Origin of the sequence: Pseudomonas neustonica, assembly GCF_003797945.1 — a bacterium.
GTDB classification, from domain to species: domain Bacteria; phylum Pseudomonadota; class Gammaproteobacteria; order Pseudomonadales; family Pseudomonadaceae; genus Halopseudomonas; species Halopseudomonas neustonica.
On record NZ_RKKU01000002.1, the window covers coordinates 173112 to 196172 of the forward strand.

General features: G+C 57.8%; 20 protein-coding genes. 8 read left to right on the forward strand and 12 right to left on the reverse strand.

All coding sequences use genetic code 11. The features are described 5' to 3' along the window. Positions 1-2: 2 nt before the first annotated feature. A complete protein-coding gene (locus EF096_RS03100; RefSeq protein ID WP_123888151.1) occupies positions 3-1022 on the forward strand; it encodes a cyclase family protein in 1020 nt (339 codons plus the stop codon). 14 nt (positions 1023-1036) lie between these two features. Here EF096_RS03100 and EF096_RS03105 read toward each other — a convergent pair whose 3' ends face one another. The 7 genes from EF096_RS03105 to EF096_RS03135 form a co-directional block, all read right to left on the reverse strand. Continuing rightward, positions 1037-2728 carry a diguanylate cyclase domain-containing protein gene (locus EF096_RS03105; RefSeq protein WP_123888152.1) on the reverse strand — a complete coding sequence of 564 codons (1692 nt, stop codon included), beginning with the start codon at positions 2726-2728 and terminating at the stop codon, positions 1037-1039. 296 nt (positions 2729-3024) lie between these two features. Next, positions 3025-3954, reverse strand: a complete 930-nt coding sequence (locus EF096_RS03110) for an electron transfer flavoprotein subunit alpha/FixB family protein (RefSeq protein WP_123888153.1) — start codon at positions 3952-3954, stop codon at positions 3025-3027. Next, on the reverse strand, positions 3955-4704 hold the full coding sequence (locus EF096_RS03115) for an electron transfer flavoprotein subunit beta/FixA family protein (protein WP_123888154.1): 750 nt from the start codon (positions 4702-4704) through the stop codon (positions 3955-3957). 171 nt (positions 4705-4875) lie between these two features. Then, the gene (locus EF096_RS03120) at positions 4876-6009 is read right to left on the reverse strand and encodes an acyl-CoA dehydrogenase family protein (RefSeq protein WP_123888155.1); all 1134 of its coding nucleotides are present in this window, start codon (positions 6007-6009) and stop codon (positions 4876-4878) included. 11 nt (positions 6010-6020) lie between these two features. Continuing rightward, positions 6021-7217 (reverse strand): acyl-CoA dehydrogenase family protein, encoded by a 1197-nt coding sequence (locus EF096_RS03125; protein ID WP_123888156.1) that lies wholly within the window; start codon positions 7215-7217, stop codon positions 6021-6023. A gap of 63 nt (positions 7218-7280) precedes the next feature. Continuing rightward, a complete protein-coding gene (locus EF096_RS03130; protein WP_123888157.1) occupies positions 7281-9374 on the reverse strand; it encodes a 3-hydroxyacyl-CoA dehydrogenase NAD-binding domain-containing protein in 2094 nt (697 codons plus the stop codon). Between the two features lie 288 nt (positions 9375-9662). After that, a complete protein-coding gene (locus EF096_RS03135; protein WP_123888158.1) occupies positions 9663-10457 on the reverse strand; it encodes an IclR family transcriptional regulator in 795 nt (264 codons plus the stop codon). Positions 10458-10695: 238 nt separating this feature from the next. Here EF096_RS03135 and EF096_RS03140 point away from each other — a divergent pair, with 238 nt between their 5' ends. Together EF096_RS03140 and EF096_RS03145 are read left to right on the forward strand one after the other, a co-directional pair. Further along, positions 10696-12321 (forward strand): AMP-binding protein, encoded by a 1626-nt coding sequence (locus EF096_RS03140; protein WP_123888159.1) that lies wholly within the window; start codon positions 10696-10698, stop codon positions 12319-12321. Continuing rightward, on the forward strand, positions 12318-12983 hold the full coding sequence (locus EF096_RS03145) for a crotonase/enoyl-CoA hydratase family protein (protein ID WP_123888160.1): 666 nt from the start codon (positions 12318-12320) through the stop codon (positions 12981-12983). The genes EF096_RS03140 and EF096_RS03145 overlap by 4 nt, the downstream gene beginning before the upstream one ends. Positions 12984-13037: 54 nt before the next feature. On the opposite strand, the gene EF096_RS03150 is transcribed toward EF096_RS03145, so the two are convergent. From EF096_RS03150 to EF096_RS03170, 5 genes are all read right to left on the reverse strand, one after another. Beyond that, on the reverse strand, positions 13038-13862 hold the full coding sequence (locus EF096_RS03150; RefSeq protein ID WP_123888161.1) for an acyl-CoA thioesterase: 825 nt from the start codon (positions 13860-13862) through the stop codon (positions 13038-13040). A gap of 214 nt (positions 13863-14076) precedes the next feature. Beyond that, a complete protein-coding gene (locus tag EF096_RS03155; RefSeq protein ID WP_123888162.1) occupies positions 14077-14559 on the reverse strand; it encodes a YbhB/YbcL family Raf kinase inhibitor-like protein in 483 nt (160 codons plus the stop codon). A gap of 75 nt (positions 14560-14634) precedes the next feature. Further along, positions 14635-14928, reverse strand: a complete 294-nt coding sequence (locus EF096_RS03160) for a hypothetical protein (protein WP_123888163.1) — start codon at positions 14926-14928, stop codon at positions 14635-14637. 105 nt (positions 14929-15033) lie between these two features. Continuing rightward, positions 15034-16233 carry a 3-oxoadipyl-CoA thiolase gene (locus EF096_RS03165; protein ID WP_123888164.1) on the reverse strand — a complete coding sequence of 400 codons (1200 nt, stop codon included), beginning with the start codon at positions 16231-16233 and terminating at the stop codon, positions 15034-15036. 3 nt (positions 16234-16236) lie between these two features. Next, positions 16237-17751, reverse strand: a complete 1515-nt coding sequence (locus EF096_RS03170) for a 3-hydroxyacyl-CoA dehydrogenase (protein ID WP_123888165.1) — start codon at positions 17749-17751, stop codon at positions 16237-16239. Positions 17752-17988: 237 nt separating this feature from the next. On the opposite strand from EF096_RS03170, the gene EF096_RS03175 reads away from it, so the two are divergent. The 5 genes from EF096_RS03175 (at position 17989) to EF096_RS03195 (ending at position 22987) form a co-directional block, all read left to right on the forward strand. Next, on the forward strand, positions 17989-18417 hold the full coding sequence (locus tag EF096_RS03175; RefSeq protein ID WP_123888166.1) for a PaaI family thioesterase: 429 nt from the start codon (positions 17989-17991) through the stop codon (positions 18415-18417). Then, on the forward strand, positions 18414-19760 hold the full coding sequence (locus EF096_RS03180; RefSeq protein ID WP_123888167.1) for a hypothetical protein: 1347 nt from the start codon (positions 18414-18416) through the stop codon (positions 19758-19760). Before EF096_RS03175 ends, EF096_RS03180 begins: the two co-directional genes overlap by 4 nt. Further along, on the forward strand, positions 19761-20573 hold the full coding sequence (gene mutM, locus EF096_RS03185; RefSeq protein ID WP_123888168.1) for a bifunctional DNA-formamidopyrimidine glycosylase/DNA-(apurinic or apyrimidinic site) lyase: 813 nt from the start codon (positions 19761-19763) through the stop codon (positions 20571-20573). 176 nt (positions 20574-20749) lie between these two features. Then, positions 20750-21082, forward strand: coding sequence for a multidrug transporter (locus EF096_RS03190; protein ID WP_123888169.1), 333 nt, complete (start codon positions 20750-20752; stop codon positions 21080-21082). Between the two features lie 93 nt (positions 21083-21175). After that, positions 21176-22987, forward strand: a complete 1812-nt coding sequence (locus EF096_RS03195) for a Na/Pi cotransporter family protein (protein WP_123888170.1) — start codon at positions 21176-21178, stop codon at positions 22985-22987. Positions 22988-23061 lie beyond the last annotated feature (74 nt).

Here is a 23061-nt window from a genome sequence, read left to right on the forward strand (position 1 = left end):
CGATGCGTTGGAAAAATCGACCACAAGGCTCGAACTGGGGTGACTTTGGCGTAGATGACGAGCTGGGCAGGCTCAATCTGCTGACGCCCGAAAAAGTGCTGCAGGGTGTGGCGCAAGTGCAGGAAGGGCGTAGTTTCTGCCTCAGCCTGCCGCTCGATTTGCCGGGTGGCAATGCGCTCAATCGGTTTCGCTACCCACCGCGTCGTTTTACTTCCGGGCGCGAGGGTAAACTAAACTACAACTTTGAACTCAACCGCCTTAATCCTGCATTCACTGACGTGGTGAGTGATGACGCGGTGCTGTTGTTCACTCAGTACTCCACCCAGTGGGATGCACTTTCCCATGTTGGTGGCCTGTTTGATGCCGACGGCGACGGTGTGGCTGAGCCGCTTTACTACAACGGTTGGCGCGCTGGCCCCGACGTGCAGGGGCCCGCTGGTTGCGATGATGCACTGGAAGGGGTGAACGCCAGGCGTCTGGGTATTGAGAAAATGGCTGAGACGGCCGTTAGTGGGCGTGCGGTGCTGATTAACCTGGCTCGCCATTGCGGTCGTGAGCGGGTCCTGGTGGATCATGCGCGGTTGATGGCGATTTGTGCTGCTGATGAGGTCGTTATCGAGCCCGGCGACATGGTTTGTCTCTACACCGGATTCGCCGACGTTATTCTGGAAATGGACGGCAAGCCTGATGCACAGCGCCTGGCCTCAAGCTGCGCGGTGCTCGACGGGCGTGATCCAGCACTGCTGCAATGGATTACGGACTCTGGTCTGAGTGTGCTGATTGCTGATAATTATGCGGTAGAAGCTTACCCTGCGCGTGAAACCGAGGGGTGTTGTGCGGCGTTGCCGCTGCATGAGCATTGCCTGTTCAAGCTAGGCATTCATTTGGGTGAGCTCTGGTACCTTACTGAGTTGGCTGAGTACCTGCAGGCAAAAGGGCGTAGTCGTTTTTTGCTGACGGCGCCGCCATTAAGACTTCCAGGTGCCGTTGGCTCGCCAGTCACGCCGGTCGCTATGGTTTGAGCGGCCGATTTGACTCAGCAGTGGGTTATCTCAAAGCGATTTCGCCCGGCGTGTTTGGCTGCATAGAGTGCTTCATCGGCTTGTTGCAGGGCTGTATCGACGGTATCTCCGGGGCCGGCAAGGTAGCCGCCCATACTCACAGTGACCTGCAATTGCAGGTCACCGGCTCCCTGTTCGATGGTCTCACGTATGCGATCCCCAAGGCGTTGCAGGGTCATATCGGTGCACGGCGATAACATCACCAGAAATTCATCGCCACCCCAGCGCGAGGCATGGTCGTAGGGACGCAGTGCGGTAAGCAGGACCTGCGAGATGTATTTCAGCACTTGATCGCCTATTGCATGACCATTAAGGTCATTGATCTCTTTGAACTTATCAACGTCAAGCCAAATCAGACCGAAGTGCTGATGCTCTCGATCGGCTTTAGCCGCGACCTCGTTTAGCAGCTCAGTCATCCCGCGGCGGTTGATCAAGCCTGTGAGTGGATCAAGGCGAGCCAGCCGTTGCAACGCCTCGGTGCGTTCACGGATTTTCTCTTCAAGGTCTATGGTGGTATAGCGAACGGCTTCGGCCATGCTGACAAAATGCGCATTCAGTCTACCCAACTCGCCGTTGGCGGAAGGTAGTTCGGCCGGTGTCAGCTCGCCATCCTGCAGCTGCTGCATGGCGCGTTCCAGTGCGTTCAGCGGCTTCAGGACCTGCTTTTGCAAGGCCAGAGCCATAATTAACAGGCTCAGCACCACGATGGCAGCAAAAAGTAGGATCATGGGCATGAATCCACTGAGTGGCATCAGCACGTTGAGGTCCATCAGGGTTATTTCGTACCAGCCGATACTGGGCAGATAGGCGATTCCGGCAAGGTTTGATTTGCCGTCTACAGTGACAAAGTCACTGATTACCTGCGCGCCTTCCTGCTTGCTGCCCTTTAGTTGCTGCATCAGATAGCGTACGTGTGCGCTGTCTTCCTCGCTGTCGAACAATTGATCAACCAGAATTTTTTGCCCTTCCGGCTTAACGATGTTGGCGTAATTTATTTTAGCTGGGTCGCGGTGCAGCTGAATTGCGCCATTCTGGTCGACAAATAGAGTGGTTATTCCGGGCTGGTTCAGGTCGACGATTTCCTGCAGAAAATCGTCCAGAGCAAGGCCGGTGCCGACGATGCCGAGCACCTCGCTACCGTCGCGGATGAGTACGTCTATCCAGAGTTTGGTTACCCCTAGCTCGGCATCGGGGTTGATATTCAGATGAAAGTCGTGGTTTTGTTCGATTAAACGATAGAACCAGGCGTCATCAGGATTGTCAGGCTTTAGTTGATAACGCAGCCAACGACCGTCGAATTCGTTTTTAGCATTGTTGTGATAGTAGTTGCCGGTCCCCAGCAGGCCAACGAAATAGCTGTGGTCACGAAAGTTGCCGCGAAAGCTCTCAAGCTCGGCGATAGCCTGTGTGTGCAGCTCGGGCTGATTTGGGTTGCGGGCCCAGCGCTGTATTACCTTGGAGTCAGCCATCTGCCGCGCTAAGGCAATCTCACGCTCCAATGGCTGTAGCAGGCGTGCGCTGTCGTAGCGCACTTGTACTTCCGCGAGATGCCGGCCCCACTGCTCGATGATACCTGAGGTTATTTGTTGGAATACCAACCAGGCGCCAAGCGAAGCACACATAATCAGTACGGAGGTGAGCAACAGAAATCGGGTTTTAAGGCTCACGCGTGTCTTCCCTGTCAGTCGGCTTGATGTGCACTTTCTATTCCCTTTGGTTAAGTGCCTCCGTGTGAGTATAGTTTTTATCGTGTTGCGAAGACATCACTGGTGCGCAGCCGCGACACTCATGACCCATTTTGGGTTGGTCGACCTGAAAAAGTGCAATTAGCATGCATAAAATGAAGACCGTCAGCTGTTCGCTGCCGGTTAACATTCAGGCATAAAAAACCCCGGCTCTTGCGAGACCGGGGTTTTTCTTGCAGCTTGCCGCTTGAAGCTTGCGGCTGCTCTAAGCCTGCGGCTTAGAGCTTAGCTTCCAACTCAGGTACTGCTTCAAACAGATCTGCAACCAGACCGTAATCCGCTACCTGGAAGATCGGCGCTTCTTCATCCTTGTTGATCGCAACGATCACCTTGGAGTCTTTCATACCAGCCAAATGCTGGATGGCGCCGGAGATGCCGACCGCGACGTACAGCTGCGGCGCAACGATCTTACCGGTCTGACCAACCTGCATGTCGTTCGGTACAAAGCCGGCGTCAACCGCGGCACGTGATGCACCTACTGCAGCGCCCAGCTTGTCGGCAACCTTGTACAGCATTTCAAAGTTATCGCCATTCTGCATACCGCGACCGCCAGAGATGACGATCTTGGCACCGGCCAGCTCAGGACGGTCAGACTTGGCCAGCTCTTCACCTACAAAGCTGGAAACACCGGCGTCCTGGGCAGAAGCAACCGCTTCCACACTGGCGCTGCCGCCTTCGGCTGCAACGGCGTCAAAGCCTGTCGGACGCACAGTAATCACCTTGATTGCGGCGCTGGACTGCACGGTGGCAATGGCGTTACCGGCATAGATCGGACGCTTGAAGGTGTCAGCACTTTCAACCGCGATGATCTCGGAGATCTGATCAACGTCCAGCAGCGCAGCAACGCGCGGCAGGTAGTTTTTACCGTTGGTGCTGGCGGCAGCCAGGATGTGGCTGTAGTTCTTGCCCAGTTCGGCAACCAGCAGCGCGATGTTTTCCGGCAGCTGGTGCGCGTAAGCGGCGTTATCAGCCAGCAGCACCTTGCTTACACCAGCAGCCTTGGCAGCGGCGTCAGCAACAGCGGAGCAACCTTCGCCAGCAACCAGTACATCGATGTCACCACCGATCTCCGCGGCCGCAGCCAGGGTGTTCAGGGTAGCTGCGTTCAGCTCGGCATTGTTGTGTTCAGCAATAACCAAAATCGTCATTTAGATCACCTTGGCTTCGTTCTTGAGTTTATCGACCAGTTCGTCGACGCTCTTGACCTTGATGCCGGCGCTGCGAGCGGCCGGAGCTTCAACCTTCAGGGTGGTCACGGTAGAGCTGGTGTTAACGCCCAGGTCTTCCGGCTTGAGGGTTTCCAGCGGCTTCTTCTTGGCCTTCATGATGTTGGGCAGCGACGCATAGCGTGGCTCGTTCAGGCGCAGGTCGGTGGTAACAATGGCCGGCAGCTTGAGATCAACGGTCTGCAGACCGCCGTCGATTTCACGGATGACCTTGACGTGCTCGCCATCAACGGTGACTTCAGAAGCGAAGGTGCCCTGCGCGTAACCGCTCAGTGCAGCCAGCATCTGGCCGGTCTGGTTATTGTCGGAATCGATAGCCTGCTTGCCGAGGATGACCAGCTGGGGCTGTTCTTTATCGACAACACCCTTGAGCAGCTTGGCGATCGCCAGCGAGCTCAGGTCGTCGGCAGACTCGACCAGCACAGCGCGATCAGCGCCCAATGCCAGTGCGGTGCGCAGCTGCTCTTGGGCCGCAGTCGGGCCGACGGTGACAGCGATGACTTCAGTCGCGATGCCTTTTTCTTTCAGGCGAACGGCCTCTTCTACAGCGATTTCGCAGAAGGGGTTCATCGACATTTTGACGTTGGCGAGATCGACGCCGGAGTTATCCGCTTTGACGCGAACCTTGACGTTGTAATCGACCACGCGCTTAACGGCAACGAGGATTTTCATGGACGTTAGTCCTCCACAAGTCTTGAGACGCCCGTAGGCGCATGACATTAAAAGGGGTGCCTAGGATACCGGGCAGACAAGGCGCCCGGAAGTATAAATTGTCGCTTTGACAGACAAAAATGCCGGGTTGGTGACCTATTTGGCCAGCCGACCCGGCAGTCTGCAATTGACTTAAGCGCCAGTCAGTTGAGCAGCGTAGGCTTCCAGATGATGATCGTCATCGCCAAACTGATGACTGATCATAACCAGGCGCTTGGCGTAATGCGCGCCGTTGTATTCCCAAGTCATGGCGATACCACCATGCAGCTGGATAGACTCTTCGGCAACAGAGCGCGCAGCGCGGTTGACGATAAACTTGGCCGCGGCCAGTTTGGCACTGCGCTCGGCACTGTCTTCATCGTCCGCCAGACAAGCGGCCAGGGTCGCCATGGATGTGGCGCGCTCCAGCTCGCTGATCATGTCGACCATGCGGTGTTGCAGCACCTGGAATTTACCGATCGGCACGCCGAACTGCTTACGCGTCTTCAGGTATTCCAGTGTCAGGTCGCAGGCAGTGCGCATGGCGCCAACGGCTTCGGCACACAGGGCAGCGATAGCGCGGCCACTCTGATAGCGGATTGCGTCATAGGCTTTGCCGGCTTCGCCGAGCAGCTCGCCCTTGGCGTTATCCAGGAACAGTTCGCAGGCTTTGCGGCCATCCATGGTGGCGTAGACACGACGGCTTACACCGGCGTCGGTTGGATCGACCAGGAACAGGCTGATGCCTTGCTGATCACGGCTATCACCACTGGTGCGGGCAGATACCAGGATCTTGCCAGCCGTTTGGCCACCGATGACGACGCCCTTGCGGCCGCTCAGGCTCCACTCGCTGCCGTCTTGCTTGGCAGTGGTAGTGACGTTGGCCAGGTCGTAGTGACTGTTCAATTCGTCCAACGCGACGGCAGCTTGCAGCTGGCCAGATGCAATTTCACCCATCAGGGCTTCTTGCTGAGCGTCGCTGCCCAGCTGAGCGATCAAGCCGCCAGCCAGAATCACGGACTCCATGTAGGGTTCCAGGCAAATACCGCGGCCCAGTTGCTCCATGATCAGCATGGTTTCGATGCCGCTACCGCCAAAGCCGCCGAGTTCTTCGGCAAAGGGAATGGCTGTCAGGCCCAGTTCACCCATTTGCTGCCAGAAAGCAGTGCTGAAGCCGGCTTCGCTTTCGCTGAATTTGTTGCGGCTGTCGAAGTCGTACACGTCGCGAACCAAACGCTCGGCAGTTTCCTGCAGCATCTGTTGTTCTTCGGTCAATTTGAAATCCACGGTCGGCCTCCTCAGAGCTCAAGAATCATTTTTGAGACGATGTTCTTCTGGATCTCGTTGGATCCGCCGAAGATCGACAGTTTACGCATGTTGAAATACTGCGGGGCCGGTGAGGCCGCGTAGTCGCCGACGAGCAGTTCGCCGTCGTAGTCCAGTTCCATTTCTTCCGGCAGGTATGGCAGGGCGTATGGTCCCAGCGCCTTGCGCATCAGGTGCGTGATGGCCTGACGGATTTCGGTGCCCTGTACTTTCAGAATGGAGCTTTCCGCACCCGGTACACCGCCCTCGGAGGCTGCGGCAACAATACGCAGGGTGCTCATCTCGGCTGCCATCAGGGACATTTCCACTTCCGCGATCTGGCTGCGGAACATGGCGTCTTCGATCAGCGGCTTGCCGTTCTTCTGCTGCTTGGAAGCAATACGCTTAAGGTTGCTCAAGGCAGCCTTGGAAGCGCCGATGCCGGCCAGGCCAGTACGCTCGTGGGTCAGCAGGTACTTGGCGCAAGTCCAGCCCTTGTTCTCTTCACCAACCAGGTTTTCTACCGGAACTTTCACGTCGTCGAAGAAGACTTCGTTGACTTCGTGATCGCCGTCCAGGGTGATGATCGGACGCACGGTGATGCCGGGAGTTGCCATGTCGATCAGCAGGAAGGAAATGCCGCGCTGCTGCTGGGCTTCTGGATCGGTGCGGACCAGACAGAAGATCCAGTTGGCGTGTTGGCCCAGGGTGGTCCAGGTTTTCTGACCGTTGACGATGTAGTGATCGCCATCGCGCACTGCGCGGGTTTTCAGCGAAGCAAGGTCGGAACCTGCGCCTGGCTCGGAATAACCCTGGCACCACCAGTCGGTGCCATCGAGGATGCGCGGCAGGTAGGTAGCTTTCTGCTCTTCACTACCAAACTTGATGATGACCGGAGCAACCATGTTGACGCCGAAAGGCACCAGACGTGGTGCGCCATAGGCAGCGGACTCTTCATCAAAGATGTGTTTTTCGATCGGGCCCCAGGTGGTGCCGCCGTGCTCAACGGGCCAGCCTGGCGCGTACCAACCGCGCTTGGACAGGATTTTCTGCCAGCGTTCGTGATCTTCTTTACTGAGTTCTTTGGCCAGTTTGACCTTCTCAGCGATATCGGCCGGCAGCTCCTGTTTCAGGAATTCACGCACTTCATCGCGGAAGGCGAGCTGTTCGGGAGAAAAATGGATTTCCATTGTAAGTCCTCGTTGTAATACAGGTATCCGGTGGCCGGTATCAGCGCCGGCCACCCTGATTTATCAAAGGTCAGCGAACTTGCGGCCTTCTTTGGCCAGTTTTTCCAGCAGTGCGGCTGGCTTCCACCAGGCGCCATGCTGCTCGTGAAACTCGCAAATTTTTGCGTAAACTACGTCCAGCCCAACCGCGTCAGCGTAGAACATCGGGCCGCCCTGGAAAGCCGGGAAACCGTAGCCGTTGAGGTAGATGACGTCGATGTCGCTGGCCCGCTGAGCAATGCCTTCTTCGAGGATTTTGGCACCCTCGTTGATCAGCGCATAGATAGTGCGTTCGATGATGTACTCATCAGACAATTCACGGCGTTCGATACCCTGCTCTTTTGAAGCAGCGGCAAGAATCGCCGGCAGTTCCGGGTTCTCCAACGGGGTACGGGAGCCCGCTTCGTAAACATAGAAGCCTTTACCGGTTTTCTGGCCCAGCATACCGGCTTCCGCCATCTTGTCCAAAACCAGCGGCAGTTTGAATTCTGCTGGCAGGGTCTGACGTTGGCGAGTGCGGATGCTCAAACCGATATCCAGGCCCGACAGGTCGCGCATGGCAAACGGCCCCATGGCCATGCCGAATTTACGCAATGCACCGTCTACCTGTGCAGGTGTGGCGCCTTCTTCCACCAGGAATTCAGCTTCGCGGCCGTACTGGAAGACCATGCGGTTGCCGACAAAGCCATCGCAGACGCCAACGGGCACCGCAACCTTCTTCAGTTTCTTGCCGATCGCCATGGCCGTAGCCAGCACGTCGTCAGCGGTTTTCTCGCCACGCACCACTTCCAGCAGACGCATCACGTTGGCCGGGCTGAAGAAGTGCAGGCCCACAACGTCTTCGGGGCGCTTGGTGAAGTTAGCAATCTCGTTCAGATCCAGCGAAGAGGTATTGCTGGCCAGAATCGCGCCGGGCTTGCAGTTGGCGTCCAGAGCGCTAAAGACTTTCTGCTTGACGCTCATTTCTTCAAATACAGCTTCGATAACCAGATCAACGTCGGCCAGGTCAGCATAATCGGTTACGCCGCTGATCAGCGCCATGCGCTTTTCCAGCGCGGCTTCGTTCAGGCTGCCGCGCTTGACGCTCATGCCATAGGTATCACGGGCGCGCTGCATGGCCTTGTCGCGGGCCTCTGCAGTGATTTCCAGTACCTTGACCGGGATGCCGGCGTTGGCAAAGCACATGGCAATGCCCACGCCCATGGTGCCGCCACCGATCACGGCAGCTGACTTGACGTCACGTACCGGTGTGTCTTTTGCCAGGCCGTCGACCTTGGAAGCCAGGCGCTCGGTAAAGAAGGCATGTACCAAGGCAGCGCGCTGCGGCGAAACCAGGCACTCGGCAAATAGCTCACGCTCGCGCTTCAGGCCTTCGGCCAGGGGCAGGGTGAAGGCAGCCTCGACCGCAGAAATGCAGCGCTGTGGTGAGAACAGGCCGGGCATCTTCTTTTCGATCTCGGCGCGTTTGGCTGCAACGGCAGCCGCGTTATCAACGCCTTCAAGCTTGTCGGTGCGCTCGCCAGTGCGGCGTGGACCCTTGCCTTCGGCAATCAACTGATCGGCGTACGCTAAACCAGCTGACAGCAGGTCGCCTTCGATCAGTTGGTCGACTACGCCCAGCTCCAGCGCTTCGGTGGCGCTGATGGGCGCACCGCTGACGATCATGTCCAGGGCCTTGGCGACGCCAGTCAGGCGTGGCAGACGCTGTGTGCCGCCGGCACCGGGCAGCAGGCCCAGCTTGACTTCCGGCAGGCCGACCTTGGCGTCTTTACGGGCAATGCGGTAATGGCAGCTAACAGCGACTTCCAGGCCACCGCCCAGAGCGGTACCGTGAATAACCGCGACACTCGGCTTGCTGCCGGCTTCGATACCATTGACTACGTCCGGCAGGCTTGGTGCTTGCGGCGGCTTGCCGAATTCCTTGATATCAGCCCCGGCGATGAAGGTTGATCCTTCACATACCAGCACAATAGCCTTTACTTCAGGGTCGGCTTCGGCTGCCTTGAAGCTGTTCTGCAGGCCTTCGCGTACGGCAATACCCAGTGCATTGACCGGTGGGTTATTGACGGTGACAACCGCAATGGCGCCTTTGCGTTCCAGCGTGACTACGTCCGACATGCTTGACCTCCGTATGAGTGGCTAGATGCGTTTCACTATGCGAAATAATGAAATCATATTCCGCTAGGCAAAATACAAAAAAAAGAATGCTTTGTCGATGCCCCCTTTGTGCGAAATAGGGGTTTATCAGTAAAGGTGATGAATCAAACCAGCGCCAGCGCGGGTTTGATTCATCAGAGCGGCAAGCTTTCAGCGCAAGTTAAACCCAAGATTGGCGCGGAGCAGGTGGGTTAGCTGGCGACTGCACGGCCAGCTTGTCGCTTACCGCTTAAAGCTTGCCGCCGAGCTTCAAACGCCTAACCGCTCTATGTCACGCGCCAGCATCGCCAGCTGATGCGCCAGTTGAGTCTGCACCCGTTCTTCTGAGACAAGGTAGGAGGGCGCGCCGCAGGTTAGTACCATCAGGCTGCCGTCCTGCAGGTGCAGTGGCACGCCAGCAGCGTTGACGTTGCGATCCCAGTCACCCAGTGACAGGCAGAAGCCATGCTGTTCATATTCAGCAAAGGTCTTTTGCAGCGAGGCTTCCAGCTCGGGCCAGGCCTCAGGGTTGCGCGCCTTGATGGCATCCATCACATGGCTGCGTTCATCCGGTTTCATTGCTGCCAGGTAAGCGCGGCCGGCAGCCGTGGTGGCCAGTGGCAGGCGTACGCCAACATCCATGCGCAGGGAGGTGGTTTCCGATGGCCGGCAGTTCTCGACGTAGATCATAGAGAGTCGATCACGGCAGGTCAGGCCGACGGAAGTATTGGTCGTGCGGGCGAATTCATCCAGATAGGGTTTGGCTAGCTGGCGCACCCGCAGATTGGATACATAGGCGTAGCCTAACGCCAGAACGCCTGAATCGAGCTGATATTTTTCCAGCTGGGTTGAGTAGCTGAGATAACCCAGCTTGGTCAGGGTATAGGTCATGCGAGAGACAGTAGGCTTAGGCAAGCCGGTGATACGCGCGATGTCCTGATTACCCATCACCACGGAGCCTTGGCTGAAGGCACGTAAAACGTCCAAGCCACGAGACAGGGCCTCTACGAACTTACGGTCCTTGGCTATAACCGGGGCGTTGCTGTTTTCCTGCTCATCTTTCATCGCGTTTTATACCTTGCTGGCGCATCCTGATTTGCTGGCCGACCTGCGGCGCTATAACGGTTCGATGCTGGACTATTATTGTTGTTGATTAGCCGCGAAACATATCACGTACGGGCATTCTGCACAGCGATACCAAGGGTAGACTGTCTCGATCGTTGCACAGTAAGGTCTAATAGAATAGCATCTTTTTGGTATTTCATTCCGCTCTGCAAAATAATAGTCCAAAAACGAGGTCAAGATGTCGACATCTGCACAGTATGCCGTCGGCGCCCAGCTGGATGAGCTGGGGCACACCACCCTTTTCGATATTCTGGACAGCGCCTGCGATCGCTACGCTGACCGTCCTGCTTTCTCCTGCGGTGCAGATACTCTGACGTTTAATCAATTGCGCGGCCGTGCTGATGCTTTCGCCCGTTACCTGCGCCAGCACGCATTGCTGGAGCCGGGTGACCGTTTGGCTATCCAGTTGCCTAACCTGCTGCAATACACGATTGCGATCTTCGGTGCGCTGCGTGCCGGGCTGATCATCGTTAATACCAACCCCCAGTACACCCCTTACGAGACGCGTCATCAGTTTGCTGATTCGGGTGCCAAGGCGGTTGTCGTACTCGACAAGCTGGTGCCTTTGGTACGCAAGATTCAGAGCTCTACCGACATAGAGACGTTGATTGTTACCAGCATGGATGACTATGCCAGCCCTCAGTACGATAGTAGCGAAGCAGACGAGGTGCGCTTCATGCAGGCGCTGCGTCTGGGTGACGAGCTACCCGCGATAGAGACTCAGCGCGGCCTCGACGATCTGGCCGTGCTGCAGTATACCGGCGGGACCACCGGCGTATCCAAGGGCGCCATGCTGACCCACCGCAATATCCTGTGTAACGTCCTGCAGGCGGTCAGCATCCTCAAGGAAGGCGATGTGGATTACGGCAACGAAGTGCGTATTTCACCGTTGCCGCTTTACCATATCTTCGCTTTTACGGCGAACTGCATCGCTTCGGTGTTTACCGGCTTCCATAGTGTGTTGATTACCAACCCGCGCGATCTTGACGGTTTGATCAATGAACTCAAGCGACGTCCTTTCACGTTGCTATCGGGTATTAATTCGCTATTTATCTCGCTGATGGCGCATCCGCAGTTCGATACTGTCGACTTCAGTCGCTTGAAGTGGGTCAACTCGGGCGGTGCGCCGCTGAACATTGAGCTCGCCAAGCGATGGACCGAGCGCACCGGCAGCATTATTCGTGAAGGCTATGGCCTGACCGAAACCTCACCGGTTGTAGTTGCCTCGACAGCCTTTACGCCTCACAGGGAGGGTTATATTGGTAAACCGGTAATCGATACCCTGCTCAAGACCGTTGACGATGATGGTGCGGAAACGCCGCGGGGTGAGCCCGGAGAGGTGCTGATCCGCGGGCCGCAGGTAATGCAGGGCTACTGGCACCGCCCGGATGAAACCGCCGCTGCTTTCACCGAAGATGGTTGGCTGAAAACCGGCGACGTCGGGGTGATCGATAATCAGGGTTTCCTCAAGCTGGTCGATCGCAAGAAGGACATGATCCTGGTGTCCGGCTTCAATGTTTACCCCAATGATATTGAAGATGCCGTCATGCGCCACCCCGGCGTGCGCGAGTGTGTCGCCGTTGGGGTGTTGGACGATCGTACCGGCGAGGCGATAAAAATCTATGTCAGTCTGAATGACGCCGAACTGACTGAAGACGCGATCATTGCTCACTGTCGTGAGCATCTGACCGGCTACAAGATTCCCAAGCATGTTGAGATCCGCGATGACCTGCCAAAGTCGACGGTTGGCAAGTTGCTGCGCCGGGTATTGCGCGATGAAGCCCGTGGTGAGACCAAGGCATGACGGGTCTGACGCTGAGCATAGAAGGCGGTATTGCCGAGATTCAGCTGGACGACGGCAAGGTCAACGCCCTGTCTGAAACGATGCTGGAGCAACTGCTGGCCGCCATCGAGGAGGCAGCGCAGGCCGATGCGGCACTGCTGATCTGTGGGCGACCGGGTTGTTTCAGCGGCGGTTATGATCGCAAGTTGATCGATGCGGGTGGCCCCGCCTGTGATGCGATGCGCGCCGCAGGCGATCGCCTGACGCTGGCGCTGCTGGATTATCCGGCGCCGCTGGTTATTGCCAGTACCGGTCACGCGATGGCCAAGGCAGCATTTGTACTGCTGTTGGGGGATTACCGGGTTGGCGCTGAGGGTGACTTCCGTATCGGCTTGAACGAGGTCGCTATTGGTATGACCATGCCCGACGGCGCCATGCTGCAGGCGCAGGCGCGCCTGGCGCCAAACTGGCTTAACCGGTGTGCGCTGCAGGCTGAGTATCTGACCCCTCGGCAAGCGCTGGAAGCCGGTTTTTTCGACGAGCTGCAGAGCGCCGAGCAACTGCTTGAGCGTGCTCGCGAAAAAGTCCGGCAACTGGCAAAGCTGGATCGACGCGCCTACCGTGAAACCCGCACGCTGCTGCATGCTCGACTGCGCATGCAGCTAGGCAAGCTGTTCGGCTGAACCTTCGCTAACAGGTGGCTTGCCCGCGCCAGCCGGGCAGCGCCTGCCTCTCGATCACTCCTTGTAATAAGCCACTTGCGTTGAGGTCAGCAGCAGGGTGCCATCGTCGCTCCATACATGGGCAATCTGGTCCGAATAATTGTTGTGCATGCGCGCGGCACGCGCGTGGCCGAGCACATGACGGTCGCCGGCTTCAATCAGTTGCGCGGCGTCGGCATGGTAGTAGTGGGTCATTGAGACTGTCCCTGCCGGGGTGAAGCGCTGACGGCGATGGAAGATTCGCGGGGCAAAGACATCGCCCATGGCGGTTAGTGAGGCAAAGTCCAATGGCCTTGCTGGATTGTCACGGGCCCAGAGCACAGTGTCGGTATCGCCGGTGTCATGCTCGGATGGGCTGGCGGGATTGAATAGCCCGGAGACATAGCGAAAATCATAGTTTTCAAACCAGCTGCGTTCCGTGCGCGAGACCAGCGGCAAACTGTCGGCGGCAACCGCCGCTGGCATGGACAGTTGTTGTTCCGACCAGGTTTCGCGGCGGGTAGCAAAAAAGGCGGTACCGCTGGTGACCACTTCACCCGCCTGGCGCTGCAGCAATAGCCAGTGCTGGGTGGAGCGGTTGGTGCGGATGGGAGTGGCTTCGATTGCAAAGGCACCCGGTTGCACTGGTCCGGCAAAGTTAATGGTGAGCGAGATAGGCTCGCCGATACGCTCGGGGTGCTGGAGCACTGCGTTGAGTAGTGTCGCAGCGGTGACGCCACCAAAGGGCCCCACCATATTCTGATAGGTATCGCTGGTTGCGCCGGCAAACAGATTATTGTCTTGCGGTTGCAAGGCGATTGCCTGGTCAAAGGCGTGGCTGGTGGGCGTTGATGTACTCATTCAGGGAATTCCAACTGACAAAGGGCTCGAATAGGAGGGACATAATAAGGAGCGCTGTGGTTCGCTCACAATCAAGCTTATTGGCGCGAATTGGCCATCATGCGCAGGGGCAATTGCCCATCCTCAGGCGAGGTTAGTAATACGCGCAGACGTTGCTGTATAGGGGGGCTAACAGGGCGGCGCGTGTATAACTCAGGCCGCCCTGTCCTGTTAATCAGCCGCGTTGGTAGCAGCCGATCAGGCGGTTCATTGCCGTTGCGTTGGGCTCGATCTTTTCAAGCAACTGCCACAGGTTCAGCCCTTCTGGCAGATTCAGCTCAGCATCCAGGGCTATTACCCAGAAGTAATATTTGTGCTGGCCGTGGCCTTCCGGCGGCATGGGGCCGTTGTAACCTGCCTTGCCGAAGTTATTTTTACCCTGGGTAAAATCGCTGCAGTCTTCGCTCAACTCGCTCACGTTACCGGGAATGTTGTACAACACCCAGTGCACGAAGCCATAGGTGCCGTTGGCGGAGATCAAGGGGGCATCAGGATCGTGGCAGATGATCGCGTAGCTTTTGGTGCCCTCAGGCGCGTTACTCCAGCTTAGTGCAGGAGAAGCGTCGACGCCTTCGCCAGTATGTTTGCTGGGGATGACGCCCTCTTGGGCGAAGGCCGGACTTTCAAGTTTCAGGTCGTTGGAAAAGGCAAATCCCATGATGCTCTCCTTGAGTTTGGCACGAAAGAGTTTTCAATATGACGCCGGGTAAAGCGCTAGGCAAGGCGCTGCTGCTCAATGCATGAGTGCGCTGAGTAGCCACAGGCCAAGCAAAATCCAGATGATGCCAACGAGGATTCTTCTGCGTAGGAAGGCGCGCACACCGACGTAGATCAGGCACAGCCCCAGTATTACGGCGGCGATACTGAGCAGGCTGCTGTCGACACCGAGCGCGCGGGCAAAGCCGTTAACGAAGTCTGAGCTGGCATTGCTCAACAGGGTAAACAGCCAGACCAGGCTGTCGATAATAAAGCGGATGACGGTACCGAAAACCTGGCCCAGCCATTCAAATACGTTATTGGCCTGCATTCAATTATCTCTGTTCGCTAAGGTTGGCTTACTCGCTGGCGCTACCTTAGCAGAAGGCGGGAGCCGGCTGAACTGTTGCGCCTGCCCCCGCCAAGTCGGCCTGCCTTAGACGCGCTCGATAACCGCCGCTACGCCCTGGCCCAGGCCGATGCACAGGCTGACCAGTGCATAGCGCTTGCCGGTGCGCTCCAGCTGGCGCAAGGCGGTCAGTGTCAGGCGTGCGCCGGACGCTCCCAGCGGGTGACCTACGGCAATAGCGCCACCATTGGGGTTCAAGCGCGGATCATCGAATGCGATGCCCAGCTGCTTGGCGCAGCCCAACACCTGTGAGGCAAACGCCTCGTTGATTTCGATCACATCCATATCGTCCAGGGTCAGGCCTGCTCGGCTCAGCGCCTTTTTGCAGGCTTCAACTGGTCCCAGACCCATGACGCGTGGCGCAACGCCGGACACCGCGCCAGCCAGCACCTTGGCGCGGGGCTTGATGCCGTACTTCTCGCCGATAGCGGCATCGCCAATCAGTAGCGCTGCCGCGCCATCATTGACGCCCGAAGCGTTACCAGCGGTGACTACGCCATCCTTGAACAGTGGGCGCAGGCCGCTGAGGGCAGCCATATCGCTGCTGGGGCGGGGGTGTTCATCCTGGTCGACTACCTTCGCAGGCTTCTTGCGGCCCTGGGATACTTCGATCGGCAGAATCTCATCGGTGAAGAAACCGTCGGCGCGAGCCGCTTCGTACAAGGCCTGGCTGCGCGCAGCGTAGGTATCCGCCTCTTCGCGGCTGATACCGACTTCGGCGGCTACGTTGTCAGCGGTCTGCGGCATGGTGTCATCGCCAAAGGCGTCTTCCACGCGCGGGTTGGGGAAGCGCGCGCCAATGGTACTGTCGAAGGCGCGGAAGTCGCGCGAGTAGGCGCTCTCGCTTTTAGCAATAACGAAAGGCGCACGGCTCATGCTTTCGGCACCGCCGGCGACAAACAGCTGACCTTCACCTGCCTTGACCGCGCGTGAAGCATCGAGCACTGCTGCCAGGCCTGAACCGCACAGACGGTTGACGGTAGCGCCGGCCACTTCCTGCGGCAGGCCGCTCATCAAGCCAGCATGGCGGGCAATATTGCGCGCGTCTTCACCGGCCTGGTTGGTGCAGCCCATGATCACGTCTTCGTAATCCTTGCCTTCGAAGGGATTACGCTTGATCAGCGCGCTCATGACGCTGGCGAGCAGATCGTCGGGGCGAACACTGGCCAGAGCTCCGGCGTGGCGACCGAAAGGTGAACGCAGGCCATCATAGATATAGGCAGTCATGTCTTACTCCTGAAAATCGGGTGTGGTCAAAGGCAGATCAAGCTGGACGCGGCGGCGCAGCCAAGGGCTGGGACGGTAGCGCGGCTCGCCGTAAACGGCCTGCAGATTATTGAGTACGGCAAGTATGTTGGCTTCGCCATAATGCTCACCGAACGCCAGCGGGCCTTTGGGATAGCCCAGAGCCAGTTGAATGGCGCGGTCCAGCGTTTGCGGAGTAGCAATGCCTTTCTGCACGATTTCGCAGCCTAGATTGACGACGCTGGCAATCAGGCGCTGAACCACAAAGCCGGCTGAATCGTTGATCACTTCGACGGGCACGCCATCTGCGCTGAGCGCCTGGCGAGCCTGGGCTACTACCTCTGCGTTGGCGGCGGGTTGGCGCATCAGTGTGCGGCGTTTGTCCCATTGAACGAAGCTGTCGAGTGCCAGTGTGCGTTCGGCTGGCAGTCCCAGTTGGGTCAGGGCGGTGCTGCAGTCGTCTCCCAGAGGGGTGATCAGGCAAATGGCATCGTCCGAAGGTTTTGTCCCGGTTTCCAGTATAGCGCCGGCGCTGGTCAACACGTCGCTGACCTGATTGCGTAGCGCGTCGTCATCGGTCTCTAGCCAAAACGGGCGGTTGATCAGCACGGTCTCGGGCTGCGCTTCGGCAGGTTCAATTTTCTGGCCGTCTTCGTAACGGTAGAAGCCCTGGCCGGTCTTGCGGCCCAGCAGGCCAGCGGCCACGCGCTGTGCGGCGATGAAGGATGGGGTGTAGCGCGGGTCATGATAGAACTGCTCGTACACCGATTCCATTACCGCGTGAGAGACGTCGAGCCCGGTCAGGTCAAACAGCTCGAACGGGCCCATACGGAAGCCCGGGCCGTCGCGCAGGATGCGGTCGATCTGTGAGGGGGTCGCCACGCCTTCGCTAAGTATGCGCAGCGCCTCGGTACCAAAAGCGCGGCCCGCATGATTCACCAGGAAGCCGGGGGTGTCAGGGGTAATGGCGGGGAAGTGACCGGCGGTGTTGGCCAGCTCGACCAGGCCTTCGATGACGCGCTCGTCGGTGCGCTCACCGCGCACCACCTCAACAATCTTCATCAGAGGCACGGGATTGAAGAAGTGGAAGCCTGCGACGCGGCCCGGATGCTTGGCGCTGCTGGCAATACGGGTGACCGAGAGCGAAGAGGTATTGGTAGCCAGTACGCAATCTTCGCGGACGATGGCTTCCAGATCGGCGAACAACTTCTGTTTTACCTCCAGCAACTCGACGATAGCTTCGATCACCAGGTCGCAGTCTTTCAGGTCTTCCAGCTTTTGCGCGGGCTGCATGCGGGCAATTGTTGCCTCCAGCTCCGCCTCGGTCATTTTGCCTTTGGCCTGGGCACGCTGTAGCAGGTTGCGGTTGAACTGCAGCGCGTCGTCAATGGCTTCGGCGCGGGTATCGAACAGTTGAACCTGCTGACCGCTGCTGGCGAATAGTTGGGCAATACCCCGGCCCATGGCGCCGGCGCCGATAACGCCAATCCGATTGAACATGCGTGGTTCCTCTGGTATTCGTTAAGTCAGTTTGTTTCGCATGGCGAAACAGTATTTCGTTTAATGTGCTGGGAGATTAAATCCTGTACCGTGCGAGTGCAAGTTCGGCGACAGTCTGGCCTTGTCACCCTGTGCAATAATTGTTGGCTGTCGAGACAGTCAAGCACGCGACCCATAGCTGTTGCGTCCAGACTGTCATAATCCCATCGAGTGTAGTGAATAAAAGGTGTTGCACCCGTGAATCAAGATGAACGTCAAGCCATTGCCCGTACGGTCACCGGTTTCTTTCAGGAGTTGGGCGCTGAGCTGGAGGAGTACAGCCAGGGGCGAGCGGTGGTCGCGCTGACACTGACTCAGAAACATATGAACAATGCCAGCAATCTGCACGGCGGCGTCACGGCGAGCCTGTTGGATATTGCCATGGGTTTGTGCGGGACTTGGGCAGAATCGCCAGACGAGCGCCGGGTAGCAATTACGCTGTCACTCAACACCAATTTTTCCGCCACTGCCCAGGCTGGCAGCCGGGTGCGCGCCGTCGCGACCTGCCGCAGTGGTGGCCACAAGGTCTTTATGGCCAGCTGCGACCTGCTGGATCAGGACGATAAGTTGCTCGGCTTCGGCGACGGCGTATTCAAGAAAGGTGCTTATCGCAAGGACCTGCCGTGAAGGCCACAGTGCTGCTGCCCCTTGGGGTGGCGCTTGAGCTCTTAGGGCTGCTGACTCAGCAGCACTGGTTCAGCTGGTGCGCCGCTGGGTCCTTTGCGCTGTATTTTCTGCTGCATTTCAACCGGCTGAATCCTTATCCGCGTTGGCTAGGTGTCGCTACCCTGGCCATTCTGCTGGCATCAATCTTTCTTGCTCAGCCGGAAGCTGCGTTATGGCCCAAATTGGCGAGCTCGGTGGCTTACTACACCAGCTTTCTGGGGGCGCTGGGTCTGATGCAGTTGCTGGCGCAGCGTCTGCCGCAGTTGCGCGAGCTGCACAAGGCGTTATTGTCCGGCTCCAAGGTCGTCCTGTATCCGCGTTACGTGCTGACCGCGGGCAGCATCGGCTCGATTCTCAACTTCGGCATGATGAATCTGCTGTGTGGCACCCTAACCGAGCATCTGAAGCGTTATTCGCTGACCGATGAGCAGCGGCGAAGCGGGCTGCGCAGTGTGATGGTAACGACCTTGCGCGGCTTCGCGCTGGTGCCCTTGCTGGCGCCTACCAGCGTCACCATTGCGATTATTTCGCGGGAAATGCCCGAGCAATCCTGGAGTACCATGGTGCCTTACGGCGCCGTTGCTGCGCTGATGATGATCGTGGTCGGTTGGCGACGGGAAACCACCGGGCTGTTGGAGCTGCGTGACAATATAGGCGATTCGAGCAAGGCTGACGGCATGCTAGAGTTGTTGCTGGGCAGTCTGGTCGGGCTGGGCGCAATCGGCGTGCTGGCCTCATTGTCCAGCCTGACCGCTTCGCAGTCGGCCATGGTACTGGTGCCTTTTGGGGTGATTGGCTATCTGCTGTGGCGTGAGCGCTCACCGCGTGCTGTGTTGCAGGAGGTCACTGACAACATGGCCAGCATGCATAACGAGATGTTCATCTTCGGCTGCGCCGCGTTGCTCGGTGGCGTGCTTGGCGCGGTAGCCCCGCTGGAAGAGATCGCCGCTTGGCTGGCGCAAGATCCCAAATACAATATTCTGCTGGCGGTCGGCAGCCTCTTCAGCACTATAACTCTGGCCGTATTGGGGCTGGCGCCCATTGTCTCGTTGTCGTTGATTGCCGGGCTTCTGGCGCAGTTGTCATTGCTGGGGGTGCCCATCATGACGCCTGCTGTCGGCTTGATGTGCGGCTTCTCGCTGGCGATGATCTTCTCGCCCTTCGGTCCGTCTACACTGATTTTGTCGCGTTACAGCGGCGAGACACCGTTTCGCGTGGCCTTTGGCTGGAACGGACGCTTTGTCCTCAGCGTCATGCCACTGTTATTGTTGTTGATCTTCTTTACCTATTGGCAGCAATCCTGAATGCCCGAACTACCTGAAGTAGAAACGACACGCCGCGGTATCGCACCGCACCTTGAAGGCAAAACCGTGACGCGCCTGATCGTGCGTGAGCGCCGCCTGCGTTGGCCCATTCCCGAAGACCTGGCGATTCAGATTGAAGGACAGCGTTTTGAGCAAATCGACCGTCGGGCCAAATACCTGCTGATGCAGATTGGCGGCGGTACGCTGATTAGCCACTTGGGCATGTCGGGTAACCTGCGTTTGGTCGAGGCTGGCACGCCAGCGGCCAAGCACGAGCATGTGGATATCGAACTGGATTCCGGTATGGCGCTACGCTATACGGATCCGCGTCGATTCGGGGCGATGCTGTGGGCGCGCAAGGGCGAGCCCCATGCACTGCTGGCAAAGCTCGGGCCCGAGCCGCTATCGGTCGACTTTGATGGTGAGCGTCTGTACCAGCGCTCGCGTGGCAAGAGTAGCGCGGTAAAGCCTTTCATCATGGATAACGCGGTGGTTGTCGGGGTGGGTAACATTTACGCTAGTGAGGCGCTATTTGCTGCTGGAATTGATCCGCGCCGTGAAGCCGGGCGTATCAGCCGGGCGCGCTATCTCAAGCTGGCAGACGAGATCAAACGCATCCTCGCCCATGCGATTGAGCGCGGCGGTACTACGCTACGTGATTTTGTCGGTGGTGACGGTCAACCGGGTTATTTCAAGCAGGAGCTATTTGTGTATGGCCGGCCAGGCCAGATGTGCAAGGTCTGTGGGACGACGCTGAGTGAGGTCAAGTTGGGCCAGCGCAGCTCGGTTTTTTGCCGTCAATGTCAGGGTTAAGGACGGGTTATGAGTCGCGAAAAGCCAGTAAGAATAGAGGTCTTGGCCTAATTTCAGTCAGCTACGTTCCGAAACCTGCGGAATGTGCCTACAATGGAGTGTGATACCAGCGGCCCATAGGAAAAGGGGTCGTGTAACAAGACCAACGCCTTTCGGGCCACAACCAGGGATTCAATATGCGCCTGTTACGTCAAACTACTGCTTTAGCTGCCGGCCTGCTGATGAGTGTCAGCGTTATGGCTGCTGAAAACTACAATTCCTACCAGCAAGAGGAGCCCGGTTACTTTGCCATGATAGGCGACCTGGTCATTGCTCGTCCGCTGTTATTGGCTGTTACTGCCGTTGGTGCGGCTGCTTTCGTGGTTAGCCTGCCGTTCTCTGCTGCTGGCGGTAATGTCGCCGAAGCAGGCCGTGAGCTGGTAGTCCGTCCCGGTGCCGAGACCTTTGTTCGTTGCCTCGGCTGCACGCGCAGCGGCTACGGCCGCAAGCAGCAAGACGAGAACCTCTGAGGCCGCTATTTGCGCCGGGGTCTGCTGTAAAAGCTGCCCGCTCGTGCGCAGCGTGTTGCGCCTGCCGCCGATCTGATCCGGCGTGCTAGAAACATGAAGGCAAGACGCGCATGGCAGCAACGACTTCTCTTTCTCCAGCCAGCGTGGCTAGTCGCCGCGCTGGTGGGGTTTGTGCTGCTGTTTTTCGGTAATACTGCGCTATCTCTGCTTTTTGCCGGCATTGCTCTGTTTATTTTGGGCATGCGTTATCTGGAAGACGGTTTTCGTGCGTTCACCGGCGGCGCTCTTGAACGTTGGCTTACCCGTTGCACCAACAAGCTCTGGAAAAGCCTTCTTTTTGGTGGCGTTACGACTGCCCTGGTGCAATCCAGTTCGCTTATTACCCTGCTCAGTATCGCCTTCCTCAGCGCCGGGCTGATTACGCTGACGGCGGGTATTGGCATTGTTTTTGGTGCAAACCTGGGCACCACGACCGGTGCCTGGTTGATCGCGTTGGTCGGCCTCAAAGTCGATTTGTCCCAGCTTGCTATGCCTTTACTTTTGTTGGGTGTGATATTCGAGCGCAATAAAGCGGCCAGTTGGCGCGGCGGTGGCCAGGTTTTACTGGGCGTTGGCTTGCTGTTTCTCGGTATCGATCAGATGAAGCTGGGCTTCTCTGGTATGGATGGCGTGTTGGATCTCTCCGCTTATGCTGCAAGCGGTTGGCAAAGTGTCTTGCTGTTTGCGTTGCTGGGGACAGTGGCAACCGTGCTGATGCAGTCGAGTCACGCTACCCTGATGATTACCTTGAGTGCGCTCGCTAGCGGTCAGCTGGGTTACGAGAATGCACTTGCCATGGCGGTTGGGGCGAATCTAGGCACCACAGTGACGGCACTGATTGCCGCGATAAATGCCAATAATGCCGGTAGGCAACTGGCCGCCGCACATATTCTGTTTAACCTGACCACCTCTGTGGTTGCCTTGTCTATTTTGCCTCTGCTGATGGAGTTGGTTGGTTCTCTGAGCGGTTGGCTGGGTATCGCTGCGCAATCCTATACGCTCAAGTTGGCTCTATTTCACACGCTCTTCAACCTGCTGGGACTGCTGCTGATGGTGCCGCTGGTGCCGTTGATGGTTCGCCTGCTACAGCGTTGGCTGCCCATGGCCAGTGAGCAGGCCGTTGACCTGGCTCTGCAGCCGAGATCGGAGGCGATGTACCTCAATGATGCTGCCCTGGTGCACGCTGATACGGCGCTCAAGGTGCTGGAGCAGGAGTTGGCGCACATGGCCAACCTGAGTCGGCAGGTGATCGCTGCGGCGCTTTATCTGCCTTCTACGTTCACTCGTAACATGGCAGCCAACCAGGATCTGCAGGGTAGGCTGCCGGTTCCGCCCCTGGCCGAGCGGGAGGATGCTGATGCGCTCTATCATCAGCATATCAAAGGGGTTTATGCGGACATCATAGCCTTCCGTAGCCGCCTTACCTGCGATCTGTTGCCTGAGCAACAACAGGAGCTGATGGATGACACCCTGTCAGCTCAGGATCTTGTTGAGGCGGTGAAGGCGGCCAAGCACCTGCAAGTTAATCTGCGCAAGCATATAGATAGCAAGCGACCGGCTGTGCGCGACGGTTATCGCCAGTTACGTGAGCAGGGTCGCGCAATACTCAATGATCTTGCCAGTCGTGAAGATGAGGCGCGAAATGCGGCTGGGCAGCGGCAGTCTGCCGATTTGCTAGCGCAGGACGCGTTGTTTCGTAGTCACTTTGAGCAGCAATTACACGAGCAGCTGCGCAATCAGGAGTTGGATGGGTGGCAAGCCACCTCGCTACTCAATGACTTGAACTACCTGCTAGACATAAGTCAGCACCTGCGTGCCGCGCACGACATGATTTATATCAGAGCTGCCTTGGTTGCCGGGGCCTGATCCTGCGGTCGGTCGCATTACCGGCATCAGCGCTGCCCCGCTTTACATATATCCGCGCATAAAAAAACGCCCGA

Coding starts and splice junctions, on each gene's coding strand:
- mutM (WP_123888168.1), top strand. CDS start 19,761: ATGCCCGAACTACCTGAAGTAGAAACGACACGCCGCGGTATCGCACCG.
- EF096_RS03165 (WP_123888164.1), bottom strand. CDS start 16,233: ATGACTGCCTATATCTATGATGGCCTGCGTTCACCTTTCGGTCGCCAC.
- EF096_RS03195 (WP_123888170.1), top strand. CDS start 21,176: ATGAAGGCAAGACGCGCATGGCAGCAACGACTTCTCTTTCTCCAGCCA.
- EF096_RS03130 (WP_123888157.1), bottom strand. CDS start 9,374: ATGTCGGACGTAGTCACGCTGGAACGCAAAGGCGCCATTGCGGTTGTC.
- EF096_RS03110 (WP_123888153.1), bottom strand. CDS start 3,954: ATGACGATTTTGGTTATTGCTGAACACAACAATGCCGAGCTGAACGCA.
- EF096_RS03150 (WP_123888161.1), bottom strand. CDS start 13,862: ATGAGTACATCAACGCCCACCAGCCACGCCTTTGACCAGGCAATCGCC.
- EF096_RS03160 (WP_123888163.1), bottom strand. CDS start 14,928: ATGCAGGCCAATAACGTATTTGAATGGCTGGGCCAGGTTTTCGGTACC.
- EF096_RS03115 (WP_123888154.1), bottom strand. CDS start 4,704: ATGAAAATCCTCGTTGCCGTTAAGCGCGTGGTCGATTACAACGTCAAG.
- EF096_RS03190 (WP_123888169.1), top strand. CDS start 20,750: ATGCGCCTGTTACGTCAAACTACTGCTTTAGCTGCCGGCCTGCTGATG.
- EF096_RS03135 (WP_123888158.1), bottom strand. CDS start 10,457: ATGAAAGATGAGCAGGAAAACAGCAACGCCCCGGTTATAGCCAAGGAC.
- EF096_RS03170 (WP_123888165.1), bottom strand. CDS start 17,751: ATGTTCAATCGGATTGGCGTTATCGGCGCCGGCGCCATGGGCCGGGGT.
- EF096_RS03100 (WP_123888151.1), top strand. CDS start 3: ATGCGTTGGAAAAATCGACCACAAGGCTCGAACTGGGGTGACTTTGGC.
- EF096_RS03155 (WP_123888162.1), bottom strand. CDS start 14,559: ATGGGATTTGCCTTTTCCAACGACCTGAAACTTGAAAGTCCGGCCTTC.
- EF096_RS03125 (WP_123888156.1), bottom strand. CDS start 7,217: ATGGAAATCCATTTTTCTCCCGAACAGCTCGCCTTCCGCGATGAAGTG.
- EF096_RS03140 (WP_123888159.1), top strand. CDS start 10,696: ATGTCGACATCTGCACAGTATGCCGTCGGCGCCCAGCTGGATGAGCTG.
- EF096_RS03145 (WP_123888160.1), top strand. CDS start 12,318: ATGACGGGTCTGACGCTGAGCATAGAAGGCGGTATTGCCGAGATTCAG.